A 25,252-nucleotide genomic window follows, 5' to 3' on the forward strand; every position below is an offset into this window, starting at 1 on the left:
CGTCATGGATAACGCGAACCCGATCCGCAACGTTTCAGACACCGCGCTCTGGGTCGCGACGTATCGCGCCCTGGAGTCGGAACGTCCCGACGCCTTGTTCAACGATCCCTACGCCCGCCGGCTCGCCGGCGCGCGCGGGCCGGCGATCGTCGCCGCGTTGCCCGACGGCGCGCAGACCAGCTGGCCGCTCGTCGTCCGCACCGTCACCATGGACGAGATCCTGCTGCGCATCGTGCGCGCGGGGAATGTCGGCACCGTGCTCAACCTCGCCGCCGGCCTCGACGCGCGGCCCTATCGCCTCGACCTGCCCGTCTCGCTGCGCTGGCTGCACGTGGACATGCCGGAGATGGTCGACTACTTCCGCGACGCGATGGCCGGCGAAACGCCGCGCTGCCAGCTGCAATCCATCGCCGCCGACCTGCGCGATCCGCAGGCGCGCCGCGAGGTGTTCGCGCGCGCGGCCGAACACGGCCCGGTCTTCGCGATCACCGAAGGCCTGCTGATCTACCTGGAAGCCGACGACGTCGCAGCGCTCGCGCGCGACCTGCACGACGTCGCGCAGGCCCGCTGGTGGATGGCGGACCTCGCCACGCCGCGTTTGCTGAAACTGCTCGAGAAGCGCTGGTCGCCGACGCTGAAGGACGGCAACGCGCCGTTCCGGTTCGGCCCCGAGGAAGGCACCGCGTGGTTCGCGCCGCACGGCTGGCGCGAAGCCGAATTCCATTCCACGTGGACCGACGCGATGCGGCTGAATCGCAAACCGCGCGGCGCGACTTTCTGGAATTTCCTCGTGAACATCTCGCCGCGCAAGCAGCGCGAAGCGCAACTGCGCATGTCGGGCGTCGCACTGCTGGAGGCGACGTGATGCAGCGCGTGTGCGTGTACTGCGGCTCCAACGCCGGCGCGCGTCCCGCGTATGCGCAACGTGCCGCGCAGCTCGGCACGCGCCTGGCGCGCGAAGGCCTCGACCTCGTCTACGGCGGCGGCAACGTCGGCCTGATGGGCATCGTCGCCGACGCGGCGCTGGACGCCGGCGGCAAGGTGATCGGCGTGATCCCGGAACAGCTCGTCGGCTGGGAAGTCGCGCACACCGGCCTGACCGAACTGCAGGTCGTCGCCAACATGCACGAGCGCAAGGCGCGCATGTTCGACCTCAGCGACGCCTTCGTCGCCCTGCCCGGCGGCTTCGGCACGCTGGACGAAATGTTCGAGATGCTCACCTGGCGCCAGCTCGGCCTCGGCGACAAACCCTGCGCGTTCCTCGACACCGAAGGCTTCTATGCCCCGCTGGTGGCGATGATGGACCGCATGGTGGACGAACGTTTCCTGCACGCCGACCAGCGCCGCGACCTGTGGCACGGCGAGGACATCGATGCGTTGCTCGCGTGGTTGCGCGACTACGAGCCCGCGCATGCGGACAAATGGCTGGATGGAAAACGTCGCAAGGATCTTCGCTGATGTCGGTGCCCGCAACGTTCAACGCTTTCCGCATCCACGACGACGCCGCCGGCTATCGCAGCGGCATCGAAGCGATCGCGCTCGACGATCTCGCGCCCGGCGAGGTCGTCATCCGCGCCGCGTACTCGTCGGTCAACTTCAAGGACGCGCTCGCCGGCACCGGCCAGGGGAAGATCCTGCGCAAGGCGCCGCTCGTGGGCGGCATCGATGTCGCGGGGCACGTCGTCGCCTCCACCGATGCGCGCTTCAAGGAAGGCGACGCGGTCCTCGCCACCGGCAGCGGCCTGAGCGAAACGCGCGACGGCGGGTATTCCGAGTACGTGCGCCTGCCCGCGCAGTGGACGATCCCGTTGCCCGCCGGCTTGTCGCTGCGCGAGTCGATGATCCTCGGCACCGCGGGCTTCACCGCGGCGCTCGCGTTGCTGCGCATGGTGGAGAACCGGCAGACACCCGAGCTCGGTCCGCTCGCCGTCACCGGCGCGACCGGCGGCGTCGGTTCGCTCGCCATCGACATCTTCACGCGCGCCGGCTTCGAAGTGCATGCGATCAGCGGCAAGGCCGACGCCGCCGATTACCTGCGCGAACTCGGCGCACGCGACATCCTCGGCCGCGATGCGTTGTCCACCACGCGTCCGATGGACACCGCGCGCTTCGGCGGCGGCCTCGACAACGTCGGCGGCCCGATGCTCGCCGCGTTGCTCGCGCAGACCGCGCCCTACGGCAACGTCGCCACCGCGGGCCTGGCCGCCTCGCCTTCGCTGCCGACCACCGTCATGCCTTTCATCATCCGCGGCGTGTCGCTGCTGGGCGTCGCCTCGGCCGGCACCGCGCGCGACATCCGCGACCGCGTCTGGCAGCACCTGGCCTCGGACTGGAAGCCCGCGCACCTGGATCGCATCTGCACGCGCACGATGTCGATGGCGGATTTGCCCGACGTTTTCGCCACCATGCTGGCCGGCGGGTCCTTCGGGCGCACCCTGGTCACCATCGCTGGCGAGGCGCTGTAATCGAATTCCACCGCGCCGCGCTTGCGGCCACCGGCCGCCCCGTTAGAATGCGGCGAGATTCCCGGGGACCCCCATGGCACGCATCCTGATCGTCGACGATTCGCCCTCCCAGCTGATGGGCATCCGCCGCATCGTCGAGAAACTCGGCCACGAGGCCCTCACCGCCGAGGACGGCGCCGCGGGCGTGGAAGCGGCCAAGCGCGAAATCCCCGACCTCATCCTGATGGACGTGGTGATGCCGAACCTCAACGGGTTCCAGGCCACGCGTTCGATCACGCGCGAGGCGACCACCAAGCACATCCCGATCGTGCTGGTGACGACGAAGGACCAGGACACCGATCGCGTGTGGGGCATGCGCCAGGGCGCGAAGGCCTACATCACCAAGCCCTTCAGCGAATCCGAACTCGCCGACATGATCCAGCAGATGCTGGGCGGCGATGCGCCGGCGGCGCCTGCTTCGGAAGAGTAAGGCCTCAGCTGCGGCGCCAGTCGTCGCCGAAGGCATCCCGCAGGTTTTCGTACGCCTCGCGCTGCGCATCCGTGTGCGACTTCGGCGCGAGCACTTCCAGTTCCACGATCTGGTCGCCGGCGGGGTCGCCCGGCAGGCCACGTCCGCGTAGCCGCAGCTTGCGGCCCGCTTCCGAATTCTTCGGGATCTTCAGTTCCACCGAACCGCCCAGCGTCGGCACGCTCACCGTCGCACCGAGCGCGGCTTCCCAGGGTGCGATGCCCTGCACGAAGATGATGTTGCGGCCGTCGACTTCGAACCGCGGATGCGCGGCGTATTCGACCTCGAGCAGCAAGTCGCCGCCGTGGTTGCCCTGCTTCGCCAGGCGGATCACCTGGCCGGGGCGCACGCCCTTCGGCACGCGGATGTCGAGCGTGCGGCCGTTGACGCCGATGCGGATCGAACCGCCTTCGTACACCGCTTCCAGCGGCACCGCGAGTTTCGCGCGCGTGTCGCCGCGCGTTTGCGGTCGCGCGCCGCCGCCGTTGCCACCGCGCTGGCGGCCGAACAACGATTCGAAGAAATCGCTGAAGCCCCCGCCCGCGCCGCCGCCGGCGAAGATTTCGTCGAAATCGAAATCCCCGCCCGGCCCGCCACCGAATCCGCCGGGCGGCGGCTGCACGTCGTCGCCCGGCCGGTAGCCGCGCGCGCGCAACTGGTCGTACGCGGCGCGCTTCTGCGGATCGCGCAGCGCCTCGTAAGCTTCGTTGACGGCCTTGAACTTGTCCTCGGCCCCGGCCTCCTTGCTGACGTCCGGGTGGTACTTGCGCGCGAGCCTGCGGTACGCGGTCTTGATCTCCGCGTCGCCCGCGCCCGGCTCGACGCCGAGGGTCTGGTAGTAGTCCTTGAATTGCATCGGCGGAGGGTAGCGCACCCGCGCGTCGACGACAGGTCATCGCCTACACTGCCGCCCTTCCCCCCGTTTCGAGGATCGCGCCCATGACCATCCAGCCCGGCGACCGCCTGCCCGAGATCCCGCTGCAGCGCATCCGCGAAGGCGTGGAGACCGTCGACGTCCACACCCTGTTCGGCGGCAAGCAGGTCGTGCTGTTCGCGGTGCCCGGCGCGTTCACGCCGACGTGTTCGGAACGCCACCTGCCGGGCTTCGTCGAGAAGTTCGACGCGTTCCGCCAGCGCGGCGTCGAGGTGCTCTGCCTGTCGGTCAACGATCCGTTCGTGATGAAGGCCTGGGGCGAAAGCCAGCACGTGCCCGAAGGCCTGCAGATGCTCGCCGACGGCAACGGCGAGTTCACCCGCGCGCTCGGCCTGGAAATGGACGCCAGCGGTTACGGCATGGGCACGCGCGCGCGCCGCTTCGCGATGTTCGTCGACGACGGCGTGGTGAAGCAGTTGCATGTCGAAGCGCCGGGCGAGTTCCGCGTGTCGTCGGCCGAGTACGTGCTCGACAACCTGCCCGCCTAACGCAGCACCGAAAACCCGATCGACGCCCACGCGCCCGTTTCGGCGAGCGCGGTGAGCGTGTGTGCGCCGGCCTGCGCCAGGTCGAAGTCGATCGATGCGGTGCCGCTGGATTCGGCGAGCAATCGGCCGTCGAGCAACCAGCGGATGCGCGCTTCGCTGCCGAGCGCGCGCACCGACAACTTCAGCGGCGTCGTGCGGTTGGGCGGGCGCGCGAGCGTGGCGCGATCGACGATGCCTTCGATGCGCAACGACTCCATCGCGTCGCGACCGTCGGGCACGCAGTCCGGTGCGCGCGCGGGGAGTTGCGCGGCGCTGCGCAGGTCCGCGGGCAACCAGGGCGCCGCGAGTGCGGGCCAGCGCGCGACGGCTTCGCTGCGGCGTTCGTGCGCTGCGCTGCATTCGGCGGTGAGGCGCAGTCCGCTGCGCGCATCCACGTCGAAGCGTTCGCGGCCCGCGCTCCACAGGCGCGCATCGCGTTCGGGGAACGTCGGCGGCACCACCCCATCGAGCACCCATGCATTCTTGTGCTTGCGGCACAACTGCGGCGCATCGGGATCGGGCGCGATACCCAGCGGCCAGCACACGTCGACCTGCGCGACGTTCGCCGGCGGCGGGCGCGGCATCGTGTCGCCGGGCGTGGTCGGCAGGCTGTCGATGGTTTCGAACAACAACGGCAGCGCTGTCATCGCACCGTACTGCCCGGGCATCGGCGTGCCGTCCGGGCGGCCCACCCACACGCCGACCGTGTAGCGCCGCGTGCTGCCGAGCGCCCATGCGTCGCGATACCCGTAACTCGTGCCGGTCTTCCACGCCACGCGCATGCGCGAGCCGTTGGCGAACGTGTCGGCCGCGGTGCCGGGACGTGGATGGTCTTCGAGGATCTGGCGCACGATCCACGCGGCGCCGGGCGACAACAGGCGGCGATCCACGCGCGGCGCATCCGCGCGATAGCGCACGCGGCCGGCGATGCCGTCGCGATTGAGTGCGGCGTAGGCGCCGACCAGATCTTCCAGTCGCGCGCCCGTGCCGCCGAGGATCATCGAGAGGTTCGGCTTCGCACCATCGGGCCATTTCAATGCTATGCCAGCGTTTTCGAGGCGCGCGGCGAACCGCGATGGGCCGACGCGATCCAGCAGGTCCACCGCGGGCACGTTGAGCGAGAGGCGCAAGGCTTCCGATGCACTCACCGGCCCGTTGAACGCCATGTCGAAGTTGCCCGGCCGGTAATCGCCGAACGATTGCGGCGCATCGATGAGCAGGCTTTCGGAATGGATCAGGCCGTCGTCGATCGCCAGGCCGTACAGGAACGGCTTGAGCGTCGACCCCGGCGAACGCCACGCCTTCACCATGTCGACGTGGCCCAGGCGCGCGGCGTCGCCGAAGGTCACCGAGCCGACGTACGCGCGTGCTTCCAGGCTCGCGTTGTCGACGACCAGCAACGCAGCCGACGTGCGTTCCGGCAAATCGGAGAAGTAGCGCGCGACGCGATCCTCGAGCATGCGTTGCAGGTCGCCGTCGAGCGTGGAGCGCAGGCGCGCCGCGTTCGGGGATTCCGCGCGCAAGCGTTGCGCGAGCAACGCCGCATGCACCGGTGGTTCCAGCGAACGCGCGACCACGGGTTCCATGCGCGCATCGCGCACGTCTTCCGCGGACCACGTGCCCGACGACGCCATCCGCGCCAACACCTTGTCGCGCGCGATGCGTGCGCGTTCGGGTTCGCGATCCGGCCGCAGGCGACTCGGCGATTGTGGCAACACCGTGAGCAACGCGGCTTCCGCATGCGACAACTGCGAGGCGGGCTTGCCGAGGTACGCCCAGCTCGCCGCCTGCACGCCCTGCACGGTGCCGCCGAACGGCGCGCGATCCAGGTACAGCGTGAGGATCTCGCGCTTCGACAGATGCGCTTCCAGCTGCAACGCGCGCCCCATCTGCCGCAGCTTCGCCCACGGCGAACGCGTGCGGCCATTCGCCGGCGGTTCGAGGATGCGCGCGACCTGCATCGTCAGCGTCGACCCGCCCGACACCACGCGCCCATGCCGCGCCCATTGCCAGCCCGCGCGCGCGAGCGCGAACGGATTGATGCCAGCGTGCTTCCAGAACCAGCGGTCTTCGTACGTGGTGAGCGCCTGCAGGTACATCGGCGAGACGCCTTCGAGCGTCGTCGGATCGCGCCACACGCCATCGCGGTCGGCGAAGGCGCGCAGCGGGGTACCGTCGCGCGCGAGCACGACGGCGCCTTCGCCGCGCGTATCCGGCAACGGCAACGGGAAGGCCAGGTCCAACCCCATCGCAGCGATCGCGAGCACCAGGCCCGCGAGCGCCACTTTCCAGGGCCAACGTCGCCCTTGGTGCGTCCTGTTCATGGCGCCGGTTTGGCCTGCCCCGGTTGCGTCACGGTGATGCTGGCGGGCTTGGCCGTGCCGATGGCACGGAGTTCCGGACGGTACATGTCCTCCACCAGCGTCGGCGGCACCGCGTACGTGCCCGGCGTCACCGCACGCACGAGGTAGAACAACCGCGCGGTGCCACGCGCCTGGAGCTTCAGCGCTGCGACGTAGCGATCGTCGCGGAACTCCTCGTGGCGCAGGTCGGACGCATCGTCGCGATCGGCGATCTCGATGCCGTCGATCACCACGTCGGCCCACTGCTTCGCATCGCCCAGGTTGAAGTTCTCCACTTCCAGGCCCGCGGGCAGCAGTTCGGTGACCAGTGCGTCGGGCATCGTCTGCTCGCTCTTGATCGCGAGTTCGACGATCAGCGTGTCGCCTTCCTCCAACGATCCGCCTTCCCACGCCTTGCCGTCCGGCGTGTAGTACGTGCGCTCCACGTTGGCCACCGACTTCAGCGGCGCGGGCGCTTCCTTCGGGATGCCGGCGACTTCATAGCTCACGTAGTACGGCGGCGCGGAGGTCGGTTCGAAGCGCAGCCCCTTGCCCAGGGCATCGACATCGACGACGCGCGCCGTGAGCGGGACGTTCGCAACCTCGACACTGTCGCCCCCGACCACCCACTTGCCCGCGATCGCCTTGCCGCCCTTCCCCGTGACCAGCGCCTTGCCCATGCGCGCGATGGCGACCTGCTCCTGCGTGCTCAGCCAGAACCAGGTTTCCTTGCGGCGCGCATCGAGTTCACGACCGAGCGCGATCGCGCGCGCGTCGTACGCCGGTTGCGCCATGCCGCGTTCGTGCACCAGCGCGAGCATCAACGCATCGTCGCGCAGGCGGCTGCCGTAGTCGCCGAGGTACAGCGGACGCTGCGTCTCGTCGCGCGCGAAGCCTTCCGCGATCGCCTTCGCGCCGCGCTGCTTGTCGCCCTGCAACGCCAGCGCGAGGCCGAGGTGCACCAGGGGCAAGCCCGTCAGGCTGTTCTTGCGGTCGTTCGCATACAACGCGCGCAGCGTGCCGAGCGGCGCGCGGTTCACGCGGGCGAGCACGTAGCCCGCATGCGCCTGGTACGCGAACTTGAGGTGCGCCTTGTAGTCGTAGCCGTAGAACGGCGTGCCGCCCGCCAGCAAATCTTCGTTGAGCGCCTTCAGGGCCTTCTGCAACATCGCATCGGGCACCGCGAAGCCCGCGTCGCGCGCATCCAGCAGGAACTCGGTGATGTACGGCGTCAGGCCCGGGTTCACCGCATCGCCGTCGCCCCACATCGAGAAGTGACCGTTGGCCACCTGCATCGCGGCCAGGCGCGCGAACGCACCGGACATGCGCGCGTTGCGTTCCTTGTCCGACATCGGCGTGACGCCGAGCATTCGCGCCGTCGACGCATCGAGCACCAGCGCCGCATAGCCCTTGCTGGTGGTCTGCTCCGCGCAGCCGTAGGGATAACGCAACACGTCTTCCAGCGCCGCGGCGAACGGCACCGGCGGCAACGCGCTCACGACGACGCGGGCGCGCGCGGAGTCCGGCACGAGGCCGGCGAACAGCGCAGGGTCCAGCGTGATCGCGCCCGGCGCATTGCGCGTCTCGGCACGCGTGCGCATCACCTGCGCCCACGCCGGGCGGACCGGCAGGTCGTACTTGCGATCGACGTGGAAGCCGTTGCCGTCCACGCGCACGCGGACCTTCGCGACTTCGAAGCCGGACCGCGCCTGCAACGGAAACGTGTAGGTCACCTTGCCGTCGGGTGCGAGCTTCGCGGTGCGCGTGCCTTCGCCGATCGTGAGCGGGCCGATGCCGTCGACCTGCACCTTGAACGCGCCCGCCTTGCCGGTGAAGTTCTGCACGTCGAGCGTCACGTGGCTGCGGTCGCCGGGCGCGAGCACGCGCGGCAGGCTCGCTTCGGCGAGCACCGGCGCACGCACCACCGTTTCATTCGCCTTGCTGCCGTAACGGCCGCCGGACCACACCAGCGCGGACACGCGCAGCGTGCCGTTGAAGTCCGGCACGTCCAGCGGGATGCGCGCGTTGCCCTTCGCATCCAGGCGCACGGGGCCGGCGAACAGGTCCACCGTCTGCACGTGCGCGGTCGGGCGCCGTGCCTGCGGCAACGCGAGCGGCGCCATGTCGCCGCCGAAGCGGATCTTGGCGGTGCCGCCTTCGAAGCTTTCGATCACGCGGCCATACAGGTCGTACGCATCCACGCCGAGGCGCCGCTGCGCGAAGAAATGCGCCGAGGCATCCGGCACCGGGAAGCGCGTGATGTTGAGGATGCCGACGTCCACCGCCGACACCGACACGTAGGCTTCCTGGCCCGCGAGCTGCGGCACGCTGACGAACGCGGACAGCGTCTTTTCCGGCCGCATCGATTTCGGCACGGCGATGCCGACGCCGAGCGTGCGATCGCGGCGATCCATCGGCACGTGCGCGATGCCGACCGCGCGCGCCGGCGTGATCTTGCTCGTCGCACTGCCGCCGCGGAACACGAGCGCGGTGACATACACGTCGTGGCGCTCCCATTCCTTCGTCACCGGGATCTCGAACGTGCTGCCGCCCTTGGCGACGTCGATCTCCTGCACGAACAGCATGTGGTCGCTCTCGACCATCAGCAGGCCGCGGCCTTCGTGCGGCGGCGTGAGCGTGGCTTTCAGCGTGTCGCCGGCGCGGTAGCCGGTCTTGTCGAGCGCGAGCTTGACCTTGTCGGGGCGCGCATCCAGGCCGCGGTTCTCGTCGCCCCAGCTCCAGCCGGCGCGGAAGGGATAGCGCGTGGTGAGCTTGGTCGCGGGATCGAAGACTTCGAGGCGGTACTCGCCCCACTCCACCGGGAAGTCGACGCGCACCGGCGACGCGCCGAGGTCCAGCGTGCGCGTCTGCAGGGTTTCGTAGCGGCGGGAGAACTCGTAGTCCCAGCCGCCGTCGTCTTCCCAGCTCCAGTGGTAGTCGCGCCATTCGCGCACCAGCGTGACGCGCGCGCCCTGCACCGGGATGCGCTTGCCGTCGGCGTCGAACTTCGCGATCTCGAAGCCCGCGTTGGCGTTGGCGTCGCTGCCTTCCTTGTCGTCGAACAACGGGCGCACGCCAACCAGCGCATCCGCCGGCCACAGCACGCGCTTGACCGAGCGATTGACGCTGCGGCCACCGGATTCGAACAGGCTGCCGCTGACGATGGCCGCGATCGGCGACACCGGCTTGGCTTCCGCAGGCAACGCGATCGCCTGCTCGAACTTGCCGTTCGCATCCAACGTGACGTCGAGGACGTCCTTCGCTTCCTTCGGCAGCACCAGCGTGGCGTCGCCGAAGAACCAGCTCGGAAGCGATTCGACGGGATGCTGTTCCACCGCGACCGCGAGCTTCGCGGTGAAGCGGTTGCCGGCGGCCGGCGCGCCATAGAGATACGCGCCGTTGGCCTGCAGGCGCAGCGGTTCGCCCGGCGCCAGGCGCGCGGGCGCGTCGAGGTCGAGCTTCATGCGCTCGGGCAGGAATTCCTCCACGCGCAACGCCATGCCCTGCACCGCTTCCTTGCTGGCGGGATCGGTGCGGAATTCGACGCGCCACTTGCCGGTGGCGGCATCGGCGGGAATCACCTGCGCATGGCGCACGTAGCCTTGCGCGTCGGGTTGCAGCTTCGTTTCGAGCAGCGTGTTGCCGTCCGGCTGCACGTAGCGCACGAACACCGGTTGCGGGCCGGCCTTGCCCTTCTTCGCGAGCGGCTGGCCGTCCTGGTCGCGGAGCAGCGCGGAGATGCGCACGGTTTCGCCCGGGCGATACAGGTCGCGCCCGGACCAGGCGAACACGTCGAACCACGCTTGCTCGCGCCCGGCGACGGCGAACTCGGACAGGTCCAGCGCCGGCTGGTTGAACGGCAGCATCGACACGTCGTCGCCGCGTTGCGCGACGAGCACGTGGGTGGCGTCGAGCTTGTACGGCAGCAGCGCGTTGCCGTAGCGGTCGGTGGTGCCCTTCAGCACGGGCTCGCCCGCCGCGTTGAGCACGCGCAGCTCCACGTTCGACAGGCCCGCGCCGGTTTCCAGCGAGGCGGCGTGGACGAACAGCGTGTCCTTGTAGGCGCGCGTGTGCAGGCCGAGGTCGCTGACGGTGAAGAACGCGGTGTCGAATTCATCGCCGAACTGGCCGCTGCGCTTCATCACCGCGAAGTACAGGCCCGGCGACTGCAGTTCCTTGATGTCCTGCAACGGCAGGTAGGTCAGCACGCGTTCGTTCTTCTTGCCGCCGAGCACGAAGCGGTTGACGTACACAGGCTCGGACAACTTGGACAGCGGCGTGCGGCTGTGCTGCGCGCCGGTGTCGTCGTCCCACGAATACTCGCGTTCGAGGTCCCACGTGCCGCGGCGGCCGCCGCGCTGGAACTCGGCGAAGAAGCGCGGCAAGGCGTCGTCCTTGATGCGCAGGAATTCGACGTCGACTTCCGGCACGTTCACCGACACCACCGGCAAGCCGCGGCTGTCGCGCGCCGGCAACACGCTGCCCTGCGAGGCGAAACCGACCACGGGATCGAGCGGCCCGGTGTAGACCTGGCGGCGGACCTCCTGGCCCAGCGCATGGCCGTCGGCCGCAGTGAGGCCGGCCTCGATGGTCACGATGTAGTCGCGGCTGGCCTCGACGTGCGGGAAGCGCAGCACGCGCGCTTCGTCATCGCCCTTGTCGTCCAGCACCCAGCTGCCTTCGATCGGCTTGCCGTCCTTGTCCGTCACCGACAGCAGCGCATCGAAATCCTGCGCGCCCACCAGCGGGCGGCTGAATTCCAGCGCGAGCGCCAGGCGGTCGCCCTGCTGGTCCGGGAAGGCGGCGACCAGGCCGAAGCCCTGCACCTTGTCCTTCGTCGCGGCGATCTTCTCGCCGGCGACCTCCGGGCGTTGTCCGTGCGCGTCGGGTTTGCACCCCGCGAGGAAGGCCAATGCCAAGGCAGCGATCGCTGCCCAACCCACCACTTCCCTCACCGCCCCAGCCCCGACTCCAGTCGGACCCGCGACACGCGACAACATGGTCGTTCCCCTAGGTTGTATGTGGCCGCGGAAGTCCCGCTGCCTGGACGTCTCGTCGTCGCACTGCTTGCCGCATGCGACAACGCCGCCCGGAGGCGGCGTCGTCGGGTCCTTGGCGCGTGCGCCCCGAGATCACTCCGGAATACGCACCTCGCCACCCTCACCGGACACGCCATCGTCGCCCGTTTGGCCGACGTTTAGGGTGTCACTGTCCACCACGCCCGCCTCGTCGTCCAGCGACGCATCGACGCGTTCGACGGCCTGCAGGGTTTCGTCCGCCGCCAGGCGGATGAGTGTGACGCCCTGCGTGTTGCGGCCGACCTGCGAGATCTCCGCCGCACGGGTGCGCACCAGCGTGCCGCCGTCCGAGATCAGCAGCACCTCGTGGTGGTCGCTGAGCTGGATGGCGCCCACGAGCTTGCCGTTGCGCGCGGTGGTCTGCAGCGCGATGACGCCCTGCGTGCCGCGGCCCTTGCGCGGGTAGTCGGCGACCGGCGTGCGCTTGCCGAACCCGCGCTCGCTGGCGGTGAGGATGTCGCCGTCGCCTTCGACCACGATCAGGCTGCGCACCTGCTCGCCTTCGGCCAGGCGCATGCCGCGCACGCCGGTGGCGGTGCGGCCCATCGAGCGGACCTCGCCTTCGGCGAAGCGCACGGCCTTGCCGTTGGAGGCGAACAGCATCACGTCGCGATCGCCGTCGGTCAGCGCGACGCCGATCAGCGCGTCGCCGTCTTCCAGGTTGATCGCGATCTTGCCGCGCTGCAGCTTGAACGCGAACTCGGTAAGCGGCGTCTTCTTGACCGTGCCGTCGCGGGTGGCGAACAGCACGTAGCGGTCGTCGCGATACTCGCGCACCGGCAACACGGCCTGCACCTGCTCGCCCGGTTCCAGCGGGATCCAGTTGACGATCGGGCGGCCGCGGGCATTCGGGCCGGCGTCGGGCAACTGGTACACGGGCAGCCAGAACACGCGGCCGGCGCTGGTGAAGGTGAGCAGCGTGTCGTGCGTGTTCACCAGCCACAGCTGGTCGATGAAGTCTTCGTCCTTCGTCATCGCCGCGTTGCGGCCGCGGCCGCCGCGACGCTGCGCGCGGTACGCGCTGGCCGGCTGGCGCTTGGCGTAACCCGAATGCGACAGCGTGACCACCACGTCTTCCGGCGCGATGAGGTCGAGGATGTCGAGGTCTTCTTCGCTGGCGCGGATCTCGCTGCGGCGCGCATCGCCGAATTCTTCCTTGACGTTGCGCAGTTCCGTGCGGATGACGTCCATCAGCACGTCGGGGTTTTCCAGGATGCGGATCAGGCCCTGGATAGTCTCGAGCAGCTGCTTGTATTCGTCGGTGAGCTTGTCCTGCTCCAGGCCCGTGAGGCGGTGCAGGCGCATCTCGAGGATCTGCTGCGCCTGGATTTCCGTGAGCTGGTAGCCGTCGGTGAGCAGGCCCACGCCGTCGGGCAGGTCGTCAGGACGCGAGGCATCGGCGCCGGCGGCGGCGAGCAGCGCGCCGACCAGGCCCGGTTCCCAGCGACGGGCGAGCATGCGGTCCTTCGCTTCGACGGGATTGGCCGACGTCTTGATCAGCTCGATCATCTCGTCGATGTTGGCCAGCGCGACGGTGAGGCCTTCCAGCACGTGGGCGCGGGCGCGGGCCTTGCGCAGTTCGAAGATCGTGCGGCGCGTGACCACTTCGCGGCGGTGGCGCACGAACGCTTCGAGGATCTGCTTGAGGTTGAGCAGCTGCGGGCGGCCGTCGACCAGCGCCACCATGTTGATGGCGAACACCGACTCCATCTGCGTCTGCGCGTACAGGTTGTTGAGGACGACTTCCGCCGACTCGCCGCGCTTGACCTCGATGAAGATGCGCATGCCGTCCTTGTCGGACTCGTCGCGCAGCTCGCTGATGCCTTCCAGGCGCTTCTCTTTCACCAGCTCGGCGATCTTCTCGATCAGCCGCGCCTTGTTGACCATGTACGGGATCTCGGACACCGCGATGGCTTCGCGGCCCGTGTCCTCGTTGACTTCGATCTCGGCGCGCGCGCGCATGCGCACGCGACCGCGGCCGGTGCGGTAGGCGAGCTGGATGCCGGCGGTGCCGTTGATGATGCCCGCGGTCGGGAAGTCCGGGCCGGGGATGTGCTGCATCAGGCCGTCGACATCGATCGCCGGATCGTCGATCAGCGCGATCGTGGCGTCGACCACTTCGTTGAGGTTGTGCGGCGGCAGGTTGGTGGCCATGCCCACCGCGATGCCGGCCGAGCCGTTGATCAGCAGGTTGGGCACCCGCGTCGGCATGACCGTGGGTTCGAGTTCCTTCTCGTCGTAGTTGGGCTGGAAGTCGACGGTTTCCTTGTCGATGTCCGCCATCAGCTCGTGCGCCAGGCGCGACATGCGCGCCTCGGTGTAACGCATGGCCGCGGCGGAGTCGCCGTCGATCGAACCGAAGTTGCCCTGCCCGTCCACCAGCATGTAGCGCAGCGAGAACGGCTGCGCCATGCGCACCAGCGTGTCGTACACCGCGGTGTCGCCGTGCGGGTGGTATTTACCGATGACGTCGCCGACGATGCGCGCCGACTTGTAGTACGGCTTGTTGCTGTGCGCGCCGAGCTCGTGCATCGCGAACAGCACGCGGCGGTGGACCGGCTTCAGGCCATCCCGGACGTCCGGGAGCGCGCGCCCCACGATCACGCTCATGGCGTAATCGAGGTAGCTGCGGCGCATCTCGTCTTCGAGGTTGACCGGGATGATTTCCTTGGCGAGTTCTGCCATTCGGGTTCCGTGCTGGTGGCCGAGCGCCGGCTGCGGAAGGGACTTCCGCGAAGCGCTCGAAGGGTGGGTTGCAACGCGCGGGATTCTACCATGGAACAGGGTCGTGAAACCCTGTTTTTCCCGGCCAGAAACAATAGCTTACGGGTGCTTCATGCGGCCCCGCGCAATGCCGCGGGAAAGCCCCGTGGATCAGCCCCCGAACGCGGCCCGCATCGAGGCCGCATCGGGCCGGCGGATCACGCCCCGCTCGGTCACGATCGCGTCGATCAGGTCGTGCGGCGTGACGTCGAAAACGGGATTCCAGGCATCGATGCCTTCGGCCACGGTGCGGCTGCCGCCGACGCTGTGGAGTTCGGCCGCGTCGCGTTCCTCGATCTCGATGAGGTCGCCGCTCGCGGTGGCCATGTCGACCGTCGAGGACGGCGCGACCACCATGAACCCGACGCCGTGGTGGCGCGCGGCGATCGCCAGTTGATACGTGCCGATCTTGTTCGCGGTGTCGCCGTTGGCGCAGATGCGATCCGCGCCCACGACCACCCACTGCACCTTGCCGCCCTTCATCAGGTGCGAGGCGGCGGAGTCGGCGATCAGCGTGGCGTCGATGCCGTCCTGCTGCAGTTCCCACACCGTCAGGCGCGCGCCCTGCAGCCACGGGCGCGTCTCGCCCGCGAACACCTTGTCGATGCGGCCTTGCGCTACGCCCGCGCGGATCACGCCGAGCGCGGTGCCGAAACCCGCCGTTGCGAGCGAGCCGGTGTTGCAATGCGTGAGCACGCCGCTGCCCGGTTCGATCAGCGATGCGCCGAGCGCGCCCATGCGGCGGTTGGCGGCGAGGTCTTCGGTGTCGATGGCCGCGGCTTCGCGTTCGAGCGCGTCGCGCCAGTCGTGGCCCGCGCGTGCGAGCGCGGCGCGCATGCGCCCGAGCGCCCAGGCGAGGTTGACCGCGGTGGGACGCGCGGCGTTGAGGCGTTGCAGGGCGGGTTCGAGTTTCGCGGCGGCGTCGATGGCATCCGTGGCATCGATCGCGCGTTCGGCCAACACGACGCCCCATGCGGCGGCGATGCCGATGGCCGGCGCGCCGCGCACGGCGAGTGCGTGGATGGCGGACGCGACTTCGTCGCTCGTCGTGCAGGTGAGGTATTCGGTGGCGAAGGGCAGCTTGCGCTGGTCGAGGAGCTCGAGCGTATCGCCGGTCCAGCGGATCGGGCGGATGCGGTCGTAGCGGGCGTAATCGATGTCGTCCATGGCACGAAGTTTACGCCGTCACCAGACGGTGAACTCCGCGCGGCAACCGCGGCTCACCCACACGCCGCGCACGTCCCAGCCCCAGCTCTGGCCCTGCACGCACGGGGTCTTCGACAGTTGGCGCGTGAGTTGCGCGCCCTTCCACACGCCGACATCGCAGCGGCGTTCGCGGCCGCGGTCGGATTCGCACCGCAGCTTCTGCGGGCCCAGCGCTTCGGTGGGGGCGCCGACGCCGACCTGGAAGTCCGCGCGACAGCCCTGCGCCACCCAGATGCTGTTGCGATCGAAGCTCCACGTGCTGTGCCGGATGCACGGCGACCGCGACAACTGCCGCACCAGCTGCACGCCCGCCATCGTGGACGCGGGGCAGTGGCGACGACCGCCGCCGTTGGATTCGCACCGCACCATGATTGGACCGGTCGGCGCGGGGCCGCCCTCGCCCAGCGCGAAATCGGCGCGGCATCCGGCGTTGACCCAGATCCCGTTCGGACGGACGCCCCAGGACTTGCCTTCGACGCACGGGCTGCGCGACAGCTGTTTCGTCAGGCGCGCGCCACCGCGCGTATCGGCTTCGCAGGTGCGTTCGCGCCCGCGCGGCGATTCGCAGCGGATCGTGCCGCTGTCGTTGCCGGGATACGGCTCGGCGGCGCGGTACTGCTGTTCTTCGGCGGCCGGGGGATCCGTCGGCATTGCATCGACGGGCGCGATGCCCGTGGTGCAAGCAAGCAGGAAACCTGTGGCGAGCGGACGCATCGGTCTGTTCCTGCGGTTCGTGAGCGCACTTTCCGGGATCGCTGAATGCGCGGTCAAGTGCGACGTTGGGCCATGCCGCGTCACGCCCGCGCGAAATCGAACGCCAGCACGTCCGCGATCCGCCCGGTGCCCAGCATGGCCATGAGCAGGCGGTCGATGCCCAGCGCCACGCCCGCGCACGCGGGCAGGCCCGCCAGCGCGGCGAGGAGCGCTTCGTCCGGCGGGGGCGCGGGCTGGCCGCGCCCGGCGCGCACGGCGCGATCGCGTTCGAAGCGTTCGCGTTGCTCCACGGGGTCGCGCAGCTCGTGGTAGCCGTTGGCCACCTCAAGCGGGCCCAGGTACACCTCGAAGCGTTCGGCGACCGGCGGATCGCCGGGCCGGATGCGCGCCAGCGCGCATTGCGACGCCGGATAGTCGTGGACGATCAGCAACTGGTCGTCCGGGAACGCGGGTTGCAGGCGATGCGTGGCGAGCAGGTCGAGCCAGTCGTCGCGCACCAGGCCCGCGGGATCGATCGCGATGTCGCCGAGCGCGTTGCGCAATGCGTCATCGCTGGCGGTGAACGGATCGACGCGCAGGTGTTCGATGTACAGGTCGCGATACGCGGTTTCGACGACGCGCGCGTGGCGCCCGACCAACGCGAGCGCGTGTTGCACCAGGTCCGCCGTTTCGCGCGCGAGCCAGCGATGGTCGCGACCGACGCGGTACCACTCCAGCATCGTGAATTCGGGGTTGTGGCGCCCGCCCGCTTCGCCGTCGCGGAACACGCGACCCAGTTCGTAGCAATCGCCCACGCCTTCGGCGAGCAGGCGCTTGAGCGGATATTCCGGCGACGTGCGCAGCCAGCGCGTGCGCGGCGCGCCGTCGGTGCGGCCGGAGAAGTCGAGCGAGAACGAGGCGATGTTCGGATCGGTATTGCCCGCGCGCGACAGCACGGGCGTTTCGACTTCCAGCACGTTGCGCTTCGCGAAGAACGCACGCACCGCGGCGTTGAGTTGCGCCCGCAGGCGCAGCGCATCGGGATGCCGCGCGGCAGAGGCGATCATTTCGGGTCCGCGAGATACGCCAGCAGGCGCGCTTCGTCCCAGACGTCCACGCCGAGTTCTTGCGCCTTCGCCAGCTTGCTGCCGGCCGCTTCGCCGGCAACGACGAAGCTGGTCTTCTTCGACACGCTGCCGGACACCTTGGCGCCCAGCGCTTCGAGTTTCGCGCCCGCTTCGTCGCGCGACATCGCTTCCAGGCCACCGGTCAGCACCACCGTCTTGCCCGCGAGCGGACCATCGGCGCTGCGTTGCGGTGCGCCTTCCGGCCAGTGCACGCCGTTCTTCTGCAAGGCCGCGATGACTTCGCGGTTGTGCGGCTGCGCGAAGAAATGCGCGATGCGCGCGGCGACGACCGGGCCGATGTCCGGCACCTGGCGCAAGGTCTCTTCGTCGGCGGCCATCAGCGGATCGAGCGCGCCGAAGTGCCGCGCCAGCGTGCGCGCCGTGCTTTCGCCCACGTCGCGGATGCCGAGCGCGAACAACACGCGTTCGAGCGTGGTGGTGCGGCTGGCGTCGATCGCAGCGACGAGGTTCTCCGCCCACTTGGTGGCGACCTTGCCGGCCTTCACCGTTTCGGGGACGGCGTCGGCGAGGGCGTCGGCCTGCTGCTTCATCTGCACGAACGCATCGACGTCCAGCGTGTACAGGTCCGCCACCGTCCGCACCATGTCGAACTCGACCAGTGCCGTGATGAAGCGTTCACCCAGCCCGTCGATGTCCATCGCGCGACGCGAGGCGAAATGGAACAGCGCCTGCACGCGCTGCGCCGGGCAGAACAGGCCGCCGGTGCAGCGTGCGACGACCTCGCCCTCTTCGCGCTCGACCGCCGAGCCGCACACGGGGCACGCGGTGGGCAGTTCGTAGGCGGCGTGTTTCGGATGTCCCTTCGCATCGACCGGGCGCTTGTCCTCGATCACGCGCACCACCTCCGGGATCACGTCGCCCGCGCGGCGGATGATCACGGTGTCGCCCACGCGCACGTCGAGGCGCGCGATCTGGTCGGCGTTGTGCAGCGTCGCGCGCGTGACGGTCACGCCGCCCACCTGCACCGGCGCCATCAGCACCCACGGCGTCACCGCGCCCGTGCGGCCCACGTTGACTTCGATCGACTCGACCGTCGTCGCCTGTTCCTGCGCCGGGTACTTGTGCGCGATGGCCCAGCGCGGCGCGCGCGAGACGAAGCCCATCGCGCGTTGCTGGTCGTAGCGATCGAGCTTGTAGACCACGCCGTCGATGTCGTACGGCAGCGCGTTGCGCTTGTCGCCGATGCGGCGGTAATACGCCAGCAGGCCCGCGGCGCCGCGTGCGGTGTCGACTTCGGCGCTGACGGGCAATCCGAGTTCGCGCAACCACGCGAGCGTCTGCGAATGCGCGGGCGGCAGCGTCGCACCGTCCACTTCGCCGAGCGCGTAGGCGTAGAACGCCAGCGGTCGCTGCGCGGTGATGCGCGGATCGAGCTGGCGCAGCGAACCGGCTGCGCCGTTGCGCGGATTGGCCAGCGTCTTCTCGCCGTGTTCCAGCGCCCAGGCGTTGTACTTTTCGAAGGCGGCCTTGGGCATGAAGACTTCGCCGCGCACTTCCAGCACCGGCGGCGCCTTGCCGCGCAGCTTGAGCGGCACGCTGCGCACGGTGCGCAGGTTGGCGGTGACGTCTTCGCCCGTGGCACCGTCGCCGCGCGTGGCGCCGCGCACGAACACACCGTGTTCGTAGCGCAGGCTGATCGCCAGGCCATCGAGCTTGGGTTCGACGGAGAACGCGGGATCGGCGTCGCCGGTTTCCTTGACGATGCGCGCGACGAATTCTTCGACCTCGCCGTCTTCGAACGCATTGGCGAGCGACAGCATCGGCACCGCGTGCTTCACCTCGGCGAACTTGCCCGACGGCGCATTGCCCACGCGCGCGGTGGGCGAACTGGCATCGGCGAGTTCCGGGTGGTCCTGCTCCAGCGCTTCGAGTTCGCGCAGCAGCTTGTCGTAGTCGGCGTCCGTCAGCTGCGGATCGTCGAGGACGTAGTAGCGGTAGTTGGCGTCGTCGAGCAGGCGGCGCAGTTCGTCGACGCGGGTGGCGACGGGACCGGGGGCTTTGGTCGCCACGGATTTACCAGCGCGCGGGTTTGGTCAGCGGGGGCGCTTCGTGCTGGCGGTCGTACGCGCGCAGTTCGTCGCGGATGTGCGCGACGCGCTGGCGGCCGAGCGCGTTGCGCGATTCGTCGAGCACCACGCCGTCGAGCAGCTCGGCCATGCGCTGCGCGGTGGGCAGCATCTTTTCCCAGGCATCCAGCGCGGTCATCGGCGCGGGCAGCGTGAGGAAGAACGCGATGGCGGGCGTTTCCAGTTCCTGGATGGTGGCCATGTCGAAGCTGCCCGGCTTCTTGATGCTGGCGACCGAGAACACGGGGCCGCGTTCCGGGTGGCCTTCGACCAGGCGATGGAAGATCTGCATGTGGCCGTAGGTGAGGCCGGCCTTCTCGGCGGCGACCACGATGTCGCTGCCGCGCAGCACGTTGCCCGCGCGCGCGGCGACGTACAGCGTGACGATCTTTTCGAACGAGGCGTCGTCGCGGCGGCCGAGGTCGTTGGACGGCGCATCGCTGGCCAGGTCGAACTCGGATTGCGTGGTGCCCTCGCCCGCGAGCTCCTGTTCCAGCTGCGCGCCGAGCGTGGGCTCGATGCGTTCGCCGGGTTCGGCGCGCGCGACCGGATCGGCGACGCGACGGCCCTGCCCCGGCTTGCGCGGGCGGCCGAAGAAATAGATCGCGGCGAGCAGCAGCACGCCCGCAATCGCAATGCCAACGCGCAGCACGGTCGAATCCATCGCTTCGCTCCTTCGTTCTTAAGCGGCGCCCGCCAGGCGCGCGGCTTCGGCGAGGTCGACGGAGACCAGGCGGCTCACGCCCGGTTCGCGCATCGTCACGCCCGACAGCTGCTGCGCGGCTTCCATCGTCGCCTTGTTGTGGGTCACGAACAGGAACTGTACCTGCTCGCTCATCTCGCTGACCATCGCGGTGAAGCGCCCGACGTTGGCTTCGTCGAGCGGCGCGTCCACCTCGTCCAGCAGGCAGAACGGGGCCGGGTTGAGGCGGAAGATCGCGAACACCAGCGCCACCGCGGTCATCGCCTTCTCGCCGCCGGAGAGCAGCGAGATGTTCGACACGCGCTTGCCGGGCGGGCGCGCCATGATCGCCACGCCGGTGTCGAGCAGGTCTTCGCCGGTGAGTTCCAGGTACGCATGCCCGCCGCCGAACAGGCGCGGATACAGCTCCTGCACGCCGGAATTCACGCGGTCGAACGTGTCCTTGAAACGGCCGCGCGTTTCGCGGTCGATCTTGCGGATCGCGTCTTCCAGCGTGTCGAGCGCGGTGGTGAGGTCGGCGTCCTGCGCGTCGAGGTATTCCTTGCGCTGCGCGGCTTCGGCGTGTTCCTGGATCGCGGCGAGGTTGACCGGTTCCAGGCGGCGCAGCTTGGCGTCGAAATCGGTGACGGCCTTTTCCCACAGCGCCACGTCGGCGTCGGGGGTGAGCGTGGCGATCACCTCGTCGAGCACGAAGCCGGCTTCGATCACGGCCGCCGACAACTGGTCGGCCTTGATCACCAGCGCCTGCTGGTCGAGCTTGCGCTGCGAGATCTTCTCGCGCTGCGAGATGGCCTGTTCGTCGCGCTGGTGGCGCGTCTGTTCGTAGCCGCGCAGTTCGCCGTCGATGCCTTCCAGCGTCGAGCGCGCTTCGGACAAGGCCTTTTCGGTGCGCACGCGTTCTTCGAGCGCGGACTGGCGTTCGGCTTCCAGCGCGCTGACCGGGGCGTCGCCGTCGGTGAGCTGCGAGGCGACTTCGCCGAGGCGCGATTCGAGCTGGCCGCGCTGGCCGCCCATGCGTTCCAGCGATTGCGCGAGCGCGACGATCTGCGCACGTTGCGATTCCACCGTGAGCGCGAGCGCATGCGCGGTGTCGCGCGATTCGCGGGCGGCGTTGCGGGCGGCGTCGCGGGCTTCGACGAACCGGCGGCGGTCGGCGTCGAGCGCCTGGCGGGCCTGTTCGAGTTCGGCCATGCGGCCGACGGCATCTTCCTGCTTGCCGCGCGCTTCGCGGGCCTGTTCGCGGCTGGCGTCGAGCGTGGCGACGAGTTGTTCGAGGTCGGCGTCGATGCGCGCGATGCGGGCCTTCGCCGATTCCAGCTTGCCCTGCTGGCTCTGCAACTGGCCGGCGAGTTCGGACACGCCGCGGTGCGCGAGGTACAACGCGCGCTGTGCGTCTTCGCGCTGCTGTTCGGCGGCGAGGGCCTGGTCGCGCAGGCGCGTGAGCGTGTCGTTGAGGACCTGCTCGCGCTGCTGCAGCGATTCGATCTCCGCGCGCAGCGCCTGGATTTCCTTCTCGCGCAGCAACGCGCCCTGCTTGGCCGCGCCGGAACGCACCACGCGCACCCAGCCGGCGCCGAGGCGTTCGCCCGCGCGCGTGATCACCGATTCGCCATCGCCCAGGCCCGGCAGCAAAGCGCGCGCTTCGGCGAGCGTATCGGCACCGTGCAACTTGGCGAGGATGCGGCGGATCGCGGCGGGGCCACGGACCTTCGCGGCGAGCGACGTCGGTGCGACGGTGAAGTCTTCGTTGGTCGGGTCGACCAGGGTCAATCGGCCTTCGCCGAGATCGCCGAGCGCATCGACCAGCGCTTCCGGCGCTTCGACCAGCACGCCTTCGATCAACTGGCCGAGCGCGCCTTCAACGGCGTTTTCCCAGCCCGATTCGACTTGCAGCGTTTCGCCCACGCGGGCGGCGCTGTCGAGGCCGCGCGCTTTCAGCCACGCGGTGGCGGCGCCCTGTTCCTGGCCGAGCGCGGCGTGCTGCAGCGCTTCGAGCGAGGACAGGCGACCGCGCGAAGCCTGTGCGTTCTTGCGCACGTCGGCGATTTCGGTCTGCGCCGCGCGCTGCTGGTCCTGCAACGCGGTGACGCCGGCCTTGCGTTCTTCGACCTGCGCGGTGAGGCCTTCGAGCGAGGCCTTCTGCGCGTCGTGCTGCGACTGCACGCCGGCGAAGGCTTCGGACAACGCGGACAGGTCCAGGCCCGTGCGCTCGGCCGTGAGCTGTTCGCGGCGGCGATCGGCGTCGAGCGTCTGGCGGTCGAGGTGTTCGATGCGCGTGCGTTCGACGTCGCCGGCGCGCGCGGCTTCGGACGACGCCTTGGTGTGCGCGTCCCAGCGCTGCTGCCAGTCGGCCAGCGCGGCTTCGGCATCGCGCAGGGCGTCCTGGCGCGTGGTGTCGTCGGTGCGCAGGCGCTCGAGTTCGGGTTCGGCGGTGGCGATGGCGTCGCGCAGCGAGGCCAGGCGCGCTTCGTCGCCGCTGATGTGCGAGCCCAGTTCGGCCAGCGCGGTCTGTGCTTCGTCGCGCGCCTTGTGCAGGCGCTGCGCCATTTCGCGCTGGTGCGCGATCTGCTGTTCGATGCGGGCCAGCGTGCCGCCCACCTGGTAGACCTGCGCCTGCGCCTTGTTCAGCGCTTCGCTCGCTTCTTCGCGGCGGACGCGGTCGGTCTCGATGTTCTTCTCGGCCTCACGCTGCTCGGCGATCAGCTGCTGCAGGCGGGTTTCCTCGTGGTCCAGCTTTTCCTTCAGCGACTGCACGCGCGCGTCGAGGCCGCGGTATTCCAGCGCCTTCCACTCGGCGTCCTTGATGCGGCGCTCGGCCTGGATCGACTGGTACTGCTCGGCCTGGCGCGCCTGGCGGCGCAGGTGTTCGAGCTGCTTGCCGACTTCTTCGCGCAGGTCGTTGAGGCGGTCGAGGTTTTCGCGCGTGTGGCGGATGCGCGTTTCGGTTTCCTTGCGGCGTTCCTTGTACTTGGAGATGCCGGCGGCTTCCTCCAGGTACACGCGCAGGTCTTCGGGACGCGCTTCGATGATCTGGCTGATCATCCCCTGCTCGATGATCGAGTAGCTGCGCGGGCCGAGGCCGGTGCCGAGGAAGAGGTCCGTAATGTCGCGGCGGCGGCACTTGGTCCCGTTGAGCGAATAGGTGCTCACGCCGTCGCGGCTGACGGTGCGCTTGACCGAGATTTCGTTGAACGCGGCGTACTCGCCGGTGATCGTGTGGTCGCTGTTGTCGAAGATCAGCTCCACCGTGGCCTGCGACACGGGCTTGCGCGCGCTGCTGCCGGAGAAGATCACGTCGGTGAGCGAATCACCGCGCAAGCGGCTCGCGGAGCTTTCGCCCATGACCCAGCGCACGGCGTCGATGATGTTCGACTTGCCGCACCCGTTCGGGCCCACCACGCCGGTCATGTTGGTCGGCAGGTGGAGCGTGGTCGGATCGACGAAGGATTTGAAACCGGAGAGCTTGATCGTGGACAGGCGCATGCGACGGTCGTTCGGCCCCTGCGATGCGGCCGGGGCTCGCAACGCGTGTATGAGAAATTGGCTTTGAAATCGCCGACAAGTCGTTGATTCGACAAGCGACGGTCGGCAAGGTGAAAGCCACCGCACGCGAGTATAGACAACTCGTCTTCGCCATAGGCGAAGTCACGAATTTCCCTCCCCGCCCCGCGGGGAGGGCAAGGGTGGGGACGCCCCGATCGCTGCGAACCCACCTAGGCCGGCAACCGCTCCCCCGACCCCGCATCGAACGCATGCCACTGCCCCGCCGCCAGGGCCAGCGGCATCGCGCTTCCCACGCTCGGCGCGGCATGCGGCGCCACGCGCGCCACCAGCGCCTGCGCGCCGAGCCGCAGGTTCACCAGCGTCTCGTTGCCCAGCGCCTCGACCATCTCGACCACGGGCGAGACCCCGCCCGCCGGCGCCGGCACCAGGTGTTCCGGCCGCACGCCGATCGCGATGTCGCGGTCGATCCAGGCCTCCGGCACCGCGCCCTCGCCCAGCGGCACGCGCACGCCTTCGCCCATGTCCAGCGACAGGCCGTCGGCCCGCACCACGCGCCCGCGCAGCACGTTCATCGCGGGGCTGCCGAGGAACGTCGCGACGAACAGGTTCGCCGGCCGCTCGTAGAGCGCCATCGGTGTATCGATCTGCTGCACGTGGCCATCCTTCAGCACCACGATGCGCTGGCCCAGCGTCATGGCTTCGACCTGGTCGTGGGTGACGTAGACCATCGTCGCGCCCAGCTGCCGGTGCAGCCGCGCGATCTCCACGCGCATGCCGGTGCGCAGCTTGGCGTCGAGGTTGGACAGGGGTTCGTCGAGCAGGAACACCTGCGGATCGCGCACCAGCGCCCGCCCGAGCGCGACGCGCTGGCGCTGGCCGCCGGACAGGGCGCCGGGCTTGCGCGCCAGCAGCGCGTCGAGTTCCAGCGTCTTCGCGGCCTCGCCGACGCGGCGCGCGATTTCGTCCTTCGACGCACCGCGCAGCTTCAACCCGAACCCGAGGTTCCCCGCGACGTCCATGTGCGGGTACAGCGCGTAGTTCTGGAAGACCATCGCGATGTCGCGATCCTTCGGCGCCACGTCGTTGACCACGCGGTCGCCGATGCGCAGCGTGCCGGAGGTGATCGATTCCAGGCCCGCGATCATCCGCAGGAGCGTGGACTTGCCGCAGCCGGAGGGTCCGACGAGGACCAGCAGTTCGCCGTCGGCGACATCGAAGGTGGCGCCCGCGACCGCGACGTGGGGCTGGGTGCCCTTCGCCGCGGGGTAGACCTTCCGGACCTGCTCGAGCGAGACCTGGGCCATCCGCGTCCTTC

The 25,252-nt window shown here is 69.4% G+C and carries 16 protein-coding genes; 5 read left to right on the top strand and 11 right to left on the bottom strand.

The window, feature by feature from the left end; all coding sequences use genetic code 11:
• The first annotated feature begins 4 nt into the window (after positions 1-4).
• The 4 genes from LYSHEL_RS15355 (at position 5) to pilH (ending at position 2,934) form a co-directional block, all read left to right on the top strand.
• On the top strand, positions 5-865 hold the full coding sequence (locus LYSHEL_RS15355) for a class I SAM-dependent methyltransferase (protein ID WP_213434915.1): 861 nt from the start codon (positions 5-7) through the stop codon (positions 863-865).
• Positions 865-1,458 (top strand): LOG family protein, encoded by a 594-nt coding sequence (locus tag LYSHEL_RS15360; protein ID WP_213434916.1) that lies wholly within the window; start codon positions 865-867, stop codon positions 1,456-1,458. Before LYSHEL_RS15355 ends, LYSHEL_RS15360 begins: the two co-directional genes overlap by 1 nt.
• Positions 1,458-2,465, top strand: coding sequence for a YhdH/YhfP family quinone oxidoreductase (locus tag LYSHEL_RS15365; protein ID WP_213434917.1), 1,008 nt, complete (start codon positions 1,458-1,460; stop codon positions 2,463-2,465). Before LYSHEL_RS15360 ends, LYSHEL_RS15365 begins: the two co-directional genes overlap by 1 nt.
• Positions 2,466-2,538: 73 nt before the next feature.
• Positions 2,539-2,934 carry a response regulator gene (pilH, locus tag LYSHEL_RS15370; RefSeq protein ID WP_213434918.1) on the top strand — a complete coding sequence of 132 codons (396 nt, stop codon included), beginning with the start codon at positions 2,539-2,541 and terminating at the stop codon, positions 2,932-2,934.
• A gap of 4 nt (positions 2,935-2,938) precedes the next feature.
• On the opposite strand, the gene LYSHEL_RS15375 is transcribed toward pilH, so the two are convergent.
• Positions 2,939-3,829, bottom strand: coding sequence for a DnaJ C-terminal domain-containing protein (locus tag LYSHEL_RS15375; RefSeq protein ID WP_213434919.1), 891 nt, complete (start codon positions 3,827-3,829; stop codon positions 2,939-2,941).
• A gap of 83 nt (positions 3,830-3,912) precedes the next feature.
• On the opposite strand from LYSHEL_RS15375, the gene LYSHEL_RS15380 reads away from it, so the two are divergent.
• Positions 3,913-4,395 carry a peroxiredoxin gene (locus LYSHEL_RS15380; protein WP_213434920.1) on the top strand — a complete coding sequence of 161 codons (483 nt, stop codon included), beginning with the start codon at positions 3,913-3,915 and terminating at the stop codon, positions 4,393-4,395.
• On the opposite strand, the gene pbpC is transcribed toward LYSHEL_RS15380, so the two are convergent.
• The 10 genes from pbpC to LYSHEL_RS15430 all read right to left on the bottom strand — a co-directional run bounded on the left by pbpC (position 4,392) and on the right by LYSHEL_RS15430 (position 25,241).
• Positions 4,392-6,758 (bottom strand): penicillin-binding protein 1C, encoded by a 2,367-nt coding sequence (pbpC, locus tag LYSHEL_RS15385; RefSeq protein ID WP_213434921.1) that lies wholly within the window; start codon positions 6,756-6,758, stop codon positions 4,392-4,394. The genes LYSHEL_RS15380 and pbpC overlap by 4 nt on opposite strands.
• Positions 6,755-11,776, bottom strand: a complete 5,022-nt coding sequence (locus LYSHEL_RS15390) for an alpha-2-macroglobulin family protein (protein ID WP_213434922.1) — start codon at positions 11,774-11,776, stop codon at positions 6,755-6,757. The genes pbpC and LYSHEL_RS15390 overlap by 4 nt, the downstream gene beginning before the upstream one ends.
• A 132-nt stretch (positions 11,777-11,908) precedes the next feature.
• Positions 11,909-14,539 carry a DNA gyrase subunit A gene (gene gyrA / locus LYSHEL_RS15395; protein ID WP_213434923.1) on the bottom strand — a complete coding sequence of 877 codons (2,631 nt, stop codon included), beginning with the start codon at positions 14,537-14,539 and terminating at the stop codon, positions 11,909-11,911.
• A gap of 189 nt (positions 14,540-14,728) precedes the next feature.
• Complete coding sequence (gene mtnA, locus LYSHEL_RS15400) at positions 14,729-15,784, bottom strand: S-methyl-5-thioribose-1-phosphate isomerase (RefSeq protein WP_213434924.1); 1,056 nt, start codon at positions 15,782-15,784, stop codon at positions 14,729-14,731.
• Positions 15,785-15,802: 18 nt separating this feature from the next.
• The gene (locus LYSHEL_RS15405; RefSeq protein ID WP_213434925.1) at positions 15,803-16,537 is read right to left on the bottom strand and encodes a DUF3011 domain-containing protein; all 735 of its coding nucleotides are present in this window, start codon (positions 16,535-16,537) and stop codon (positions 15,803-15,805) included.
• A gap of 80 nt (positions 16,538-16,617) precedes the next feature.
• Positions 16,618-17,583: an EF-P lysine aminoacylase EpmA gene (epmA, locus tag LYSHEL_RS15410; RefSeq protein ID WP_213434926.1), complete on the bottom strand. Its 966-nt coding sequence runs from the start codon at positions 17,581-17,583 to the stop codon at positions 16,618-16,620.
• Positions 17,580-19,673 carry an NAD-dependent DNA ligase LigA gene (gene ligA / locus LYSHEL_RS15415; protein WP_244858578.1) on the bottom strand — a complete coding sequence of 698 codons (2,094 nt, stop codon included), beginning with the start codon at positions 19,671-19,673 and terminating at the stop codon, positions 17,580-17,582. Before ligA ends, epmA begins: the two co-directional genes overlap by 4 nt.
• A gap of 4 nt (positions 19,674-19,677) precedes the next feature.
• Positions 19,678-20,394 (bottom strand): cell division protein ZipA, encoded by a 717-nt coding sequence (gene zipA / locus LYSHEL_RS15420; protein WP_213434927.1) that lies wholly within the window; start codon positions 20,392-20,394, stop codon positions 19,678-19,680.
• A gap of 18 nt (positions 20,395-20,412) precedes the next feature.
• Positions 20,413-23,916: a chromosome segregation protein SMC gene (gene smc / locus LYSHEL_RS15425; RefSeq protein ID WP_213434928.1), complete on the bottom strand. Its 3,504-nt coding sequence runs from the start codon at positions 23,914-23,916 to the stop codon at positions 20,413-20,415.
• A gap of 230 nt (positions 23,917-24,146) precedes the next feature.
• A complete protein-coding gene (locus LYSHEL_RS15430) occupies positions 24,147-25,241 on the bottom strand; it encodes an ABC transporter ATP-binding protein (RefSeq protein WP_213498463.1) in 1,095 nt (364 codons plus the stop codon).
• Positions 25,242-25,252 lie beyond the last annotated feature (11 nt).

This window comes from Lysobacter helvus, from assembly GCF_018406645.1.
Taxonomy (GTDB): domain Bacteria; phylum Pseudomonadota; class Gammaproteobacteria; order Xanthomonadales; family Xanthomonadaceae; genus Noviluteimonas; species Noviluteimonas caseinilytica.

Bases quoted from the DNA above. Each gene is read 5' to 3' on its own strand.
- LYSHEL_RS15355 (WP_213434915.1), top strand. From the start codon at position 5: ATGGATAACGCGAACCCGATCCGCAACGTTTCAGACACCGCGCTCTGG.
- LYSHEL_RS15360 (WP_213434916.1), top strand. From the start codon at position 865: ATGCAGCGCGTGTGCGTGTACTGCGGCTCCAACGCCGGCGCGCGTCCC.
- LYSHEL_RS15365 (WP_213434917.1), top strand. From the start codon at position 1,458: ATGTCGGTGCCCGCAACGTTCAACGCTTTCCGCATCCACGACGACGCC.
- pilH (WP_213434918.1), top strand. From the start codon at position 2,539: ATGGCACGCATCCTGATCGTCGACGATTCGCCCTCCCAGCTGATGGGC.
- LYSHEL_RS15375 (WP_213434919.1), bottom strand. From the start codon at position 3,829: ATGCAATTCAAGGACTACTACCAGACCCTCGGCGTCGAGCCGGGCGCG.
- LYSHEL_RS15380 (WP_213434920.1), top strand. From the start codon at position 3,913: ATGACCATCCAGCCCGGCGACCGCCTGCCCGAGATCCCGCTGCAGCGC.
- pbpC (WP_213434921.1), bottom strand. From the start codon at position 6,758: ATGAACAGGACGCACCAAGGGCGACGTTGGCCCTGGAAAGTGGCGCTC.
- LYSHEL_RS15390 (WP_213434922.1), bottom strand. From the start codon at position 11,776: ATGTTGTCGCGTGTCGCGGGTCCGACTGGAGTCGGGGCTGGGGCGGTG.
- gyrA (WP_213434923.1), bottom strand. From the start codon at position 14,539: ATGGCAGAACTCGCCAAGGAAATCATCCCGGTCAACCTCGAAGACGAG.
- mtnA (WP_213434924.1), bottom strand. From the start codon at position 15,784: ATGGACGACATCGATTACGCCCGCTACGACCGCATCCGCCCGATCCGC.
- LYSHEL_RS15405 (WP_213434925.1), bottom strand. From the start codon at position 16,537: ATGCGTCCGCTCGCCACAGGTTTCCTGCTTGCTTGCACCACGGGCATC.
- epmA (WP_213434926.1), bottom strand. From the start codon at position 17,583: ATGATCGCCTCTGCCGCGCGGCATCCCGATGCGCTGCGCCTGCGGGCG.
- zipA (WP_213434927.1), bottom strand. From the start codon at position 20,394: ATGGATTCGACCGTGCTGCGCGTTGGCATTGCGATTGCGGGCGTGCTG.
- smc (WP_213434928.1), bottom strand. From the start codon at position 23,916: ATGCGCCTGTCCACGATCAAGCTCTCCGGTTTCAAATCCTTCGTCGAT.
- LYSHEL_RS15430 (WP_213498463.1), bottom strand. From the start codon at position 25,241: ATGGCCCAGGTCTCGCTCGAGCAGGTCCGGAAGGTCTACCCCGCGGCG.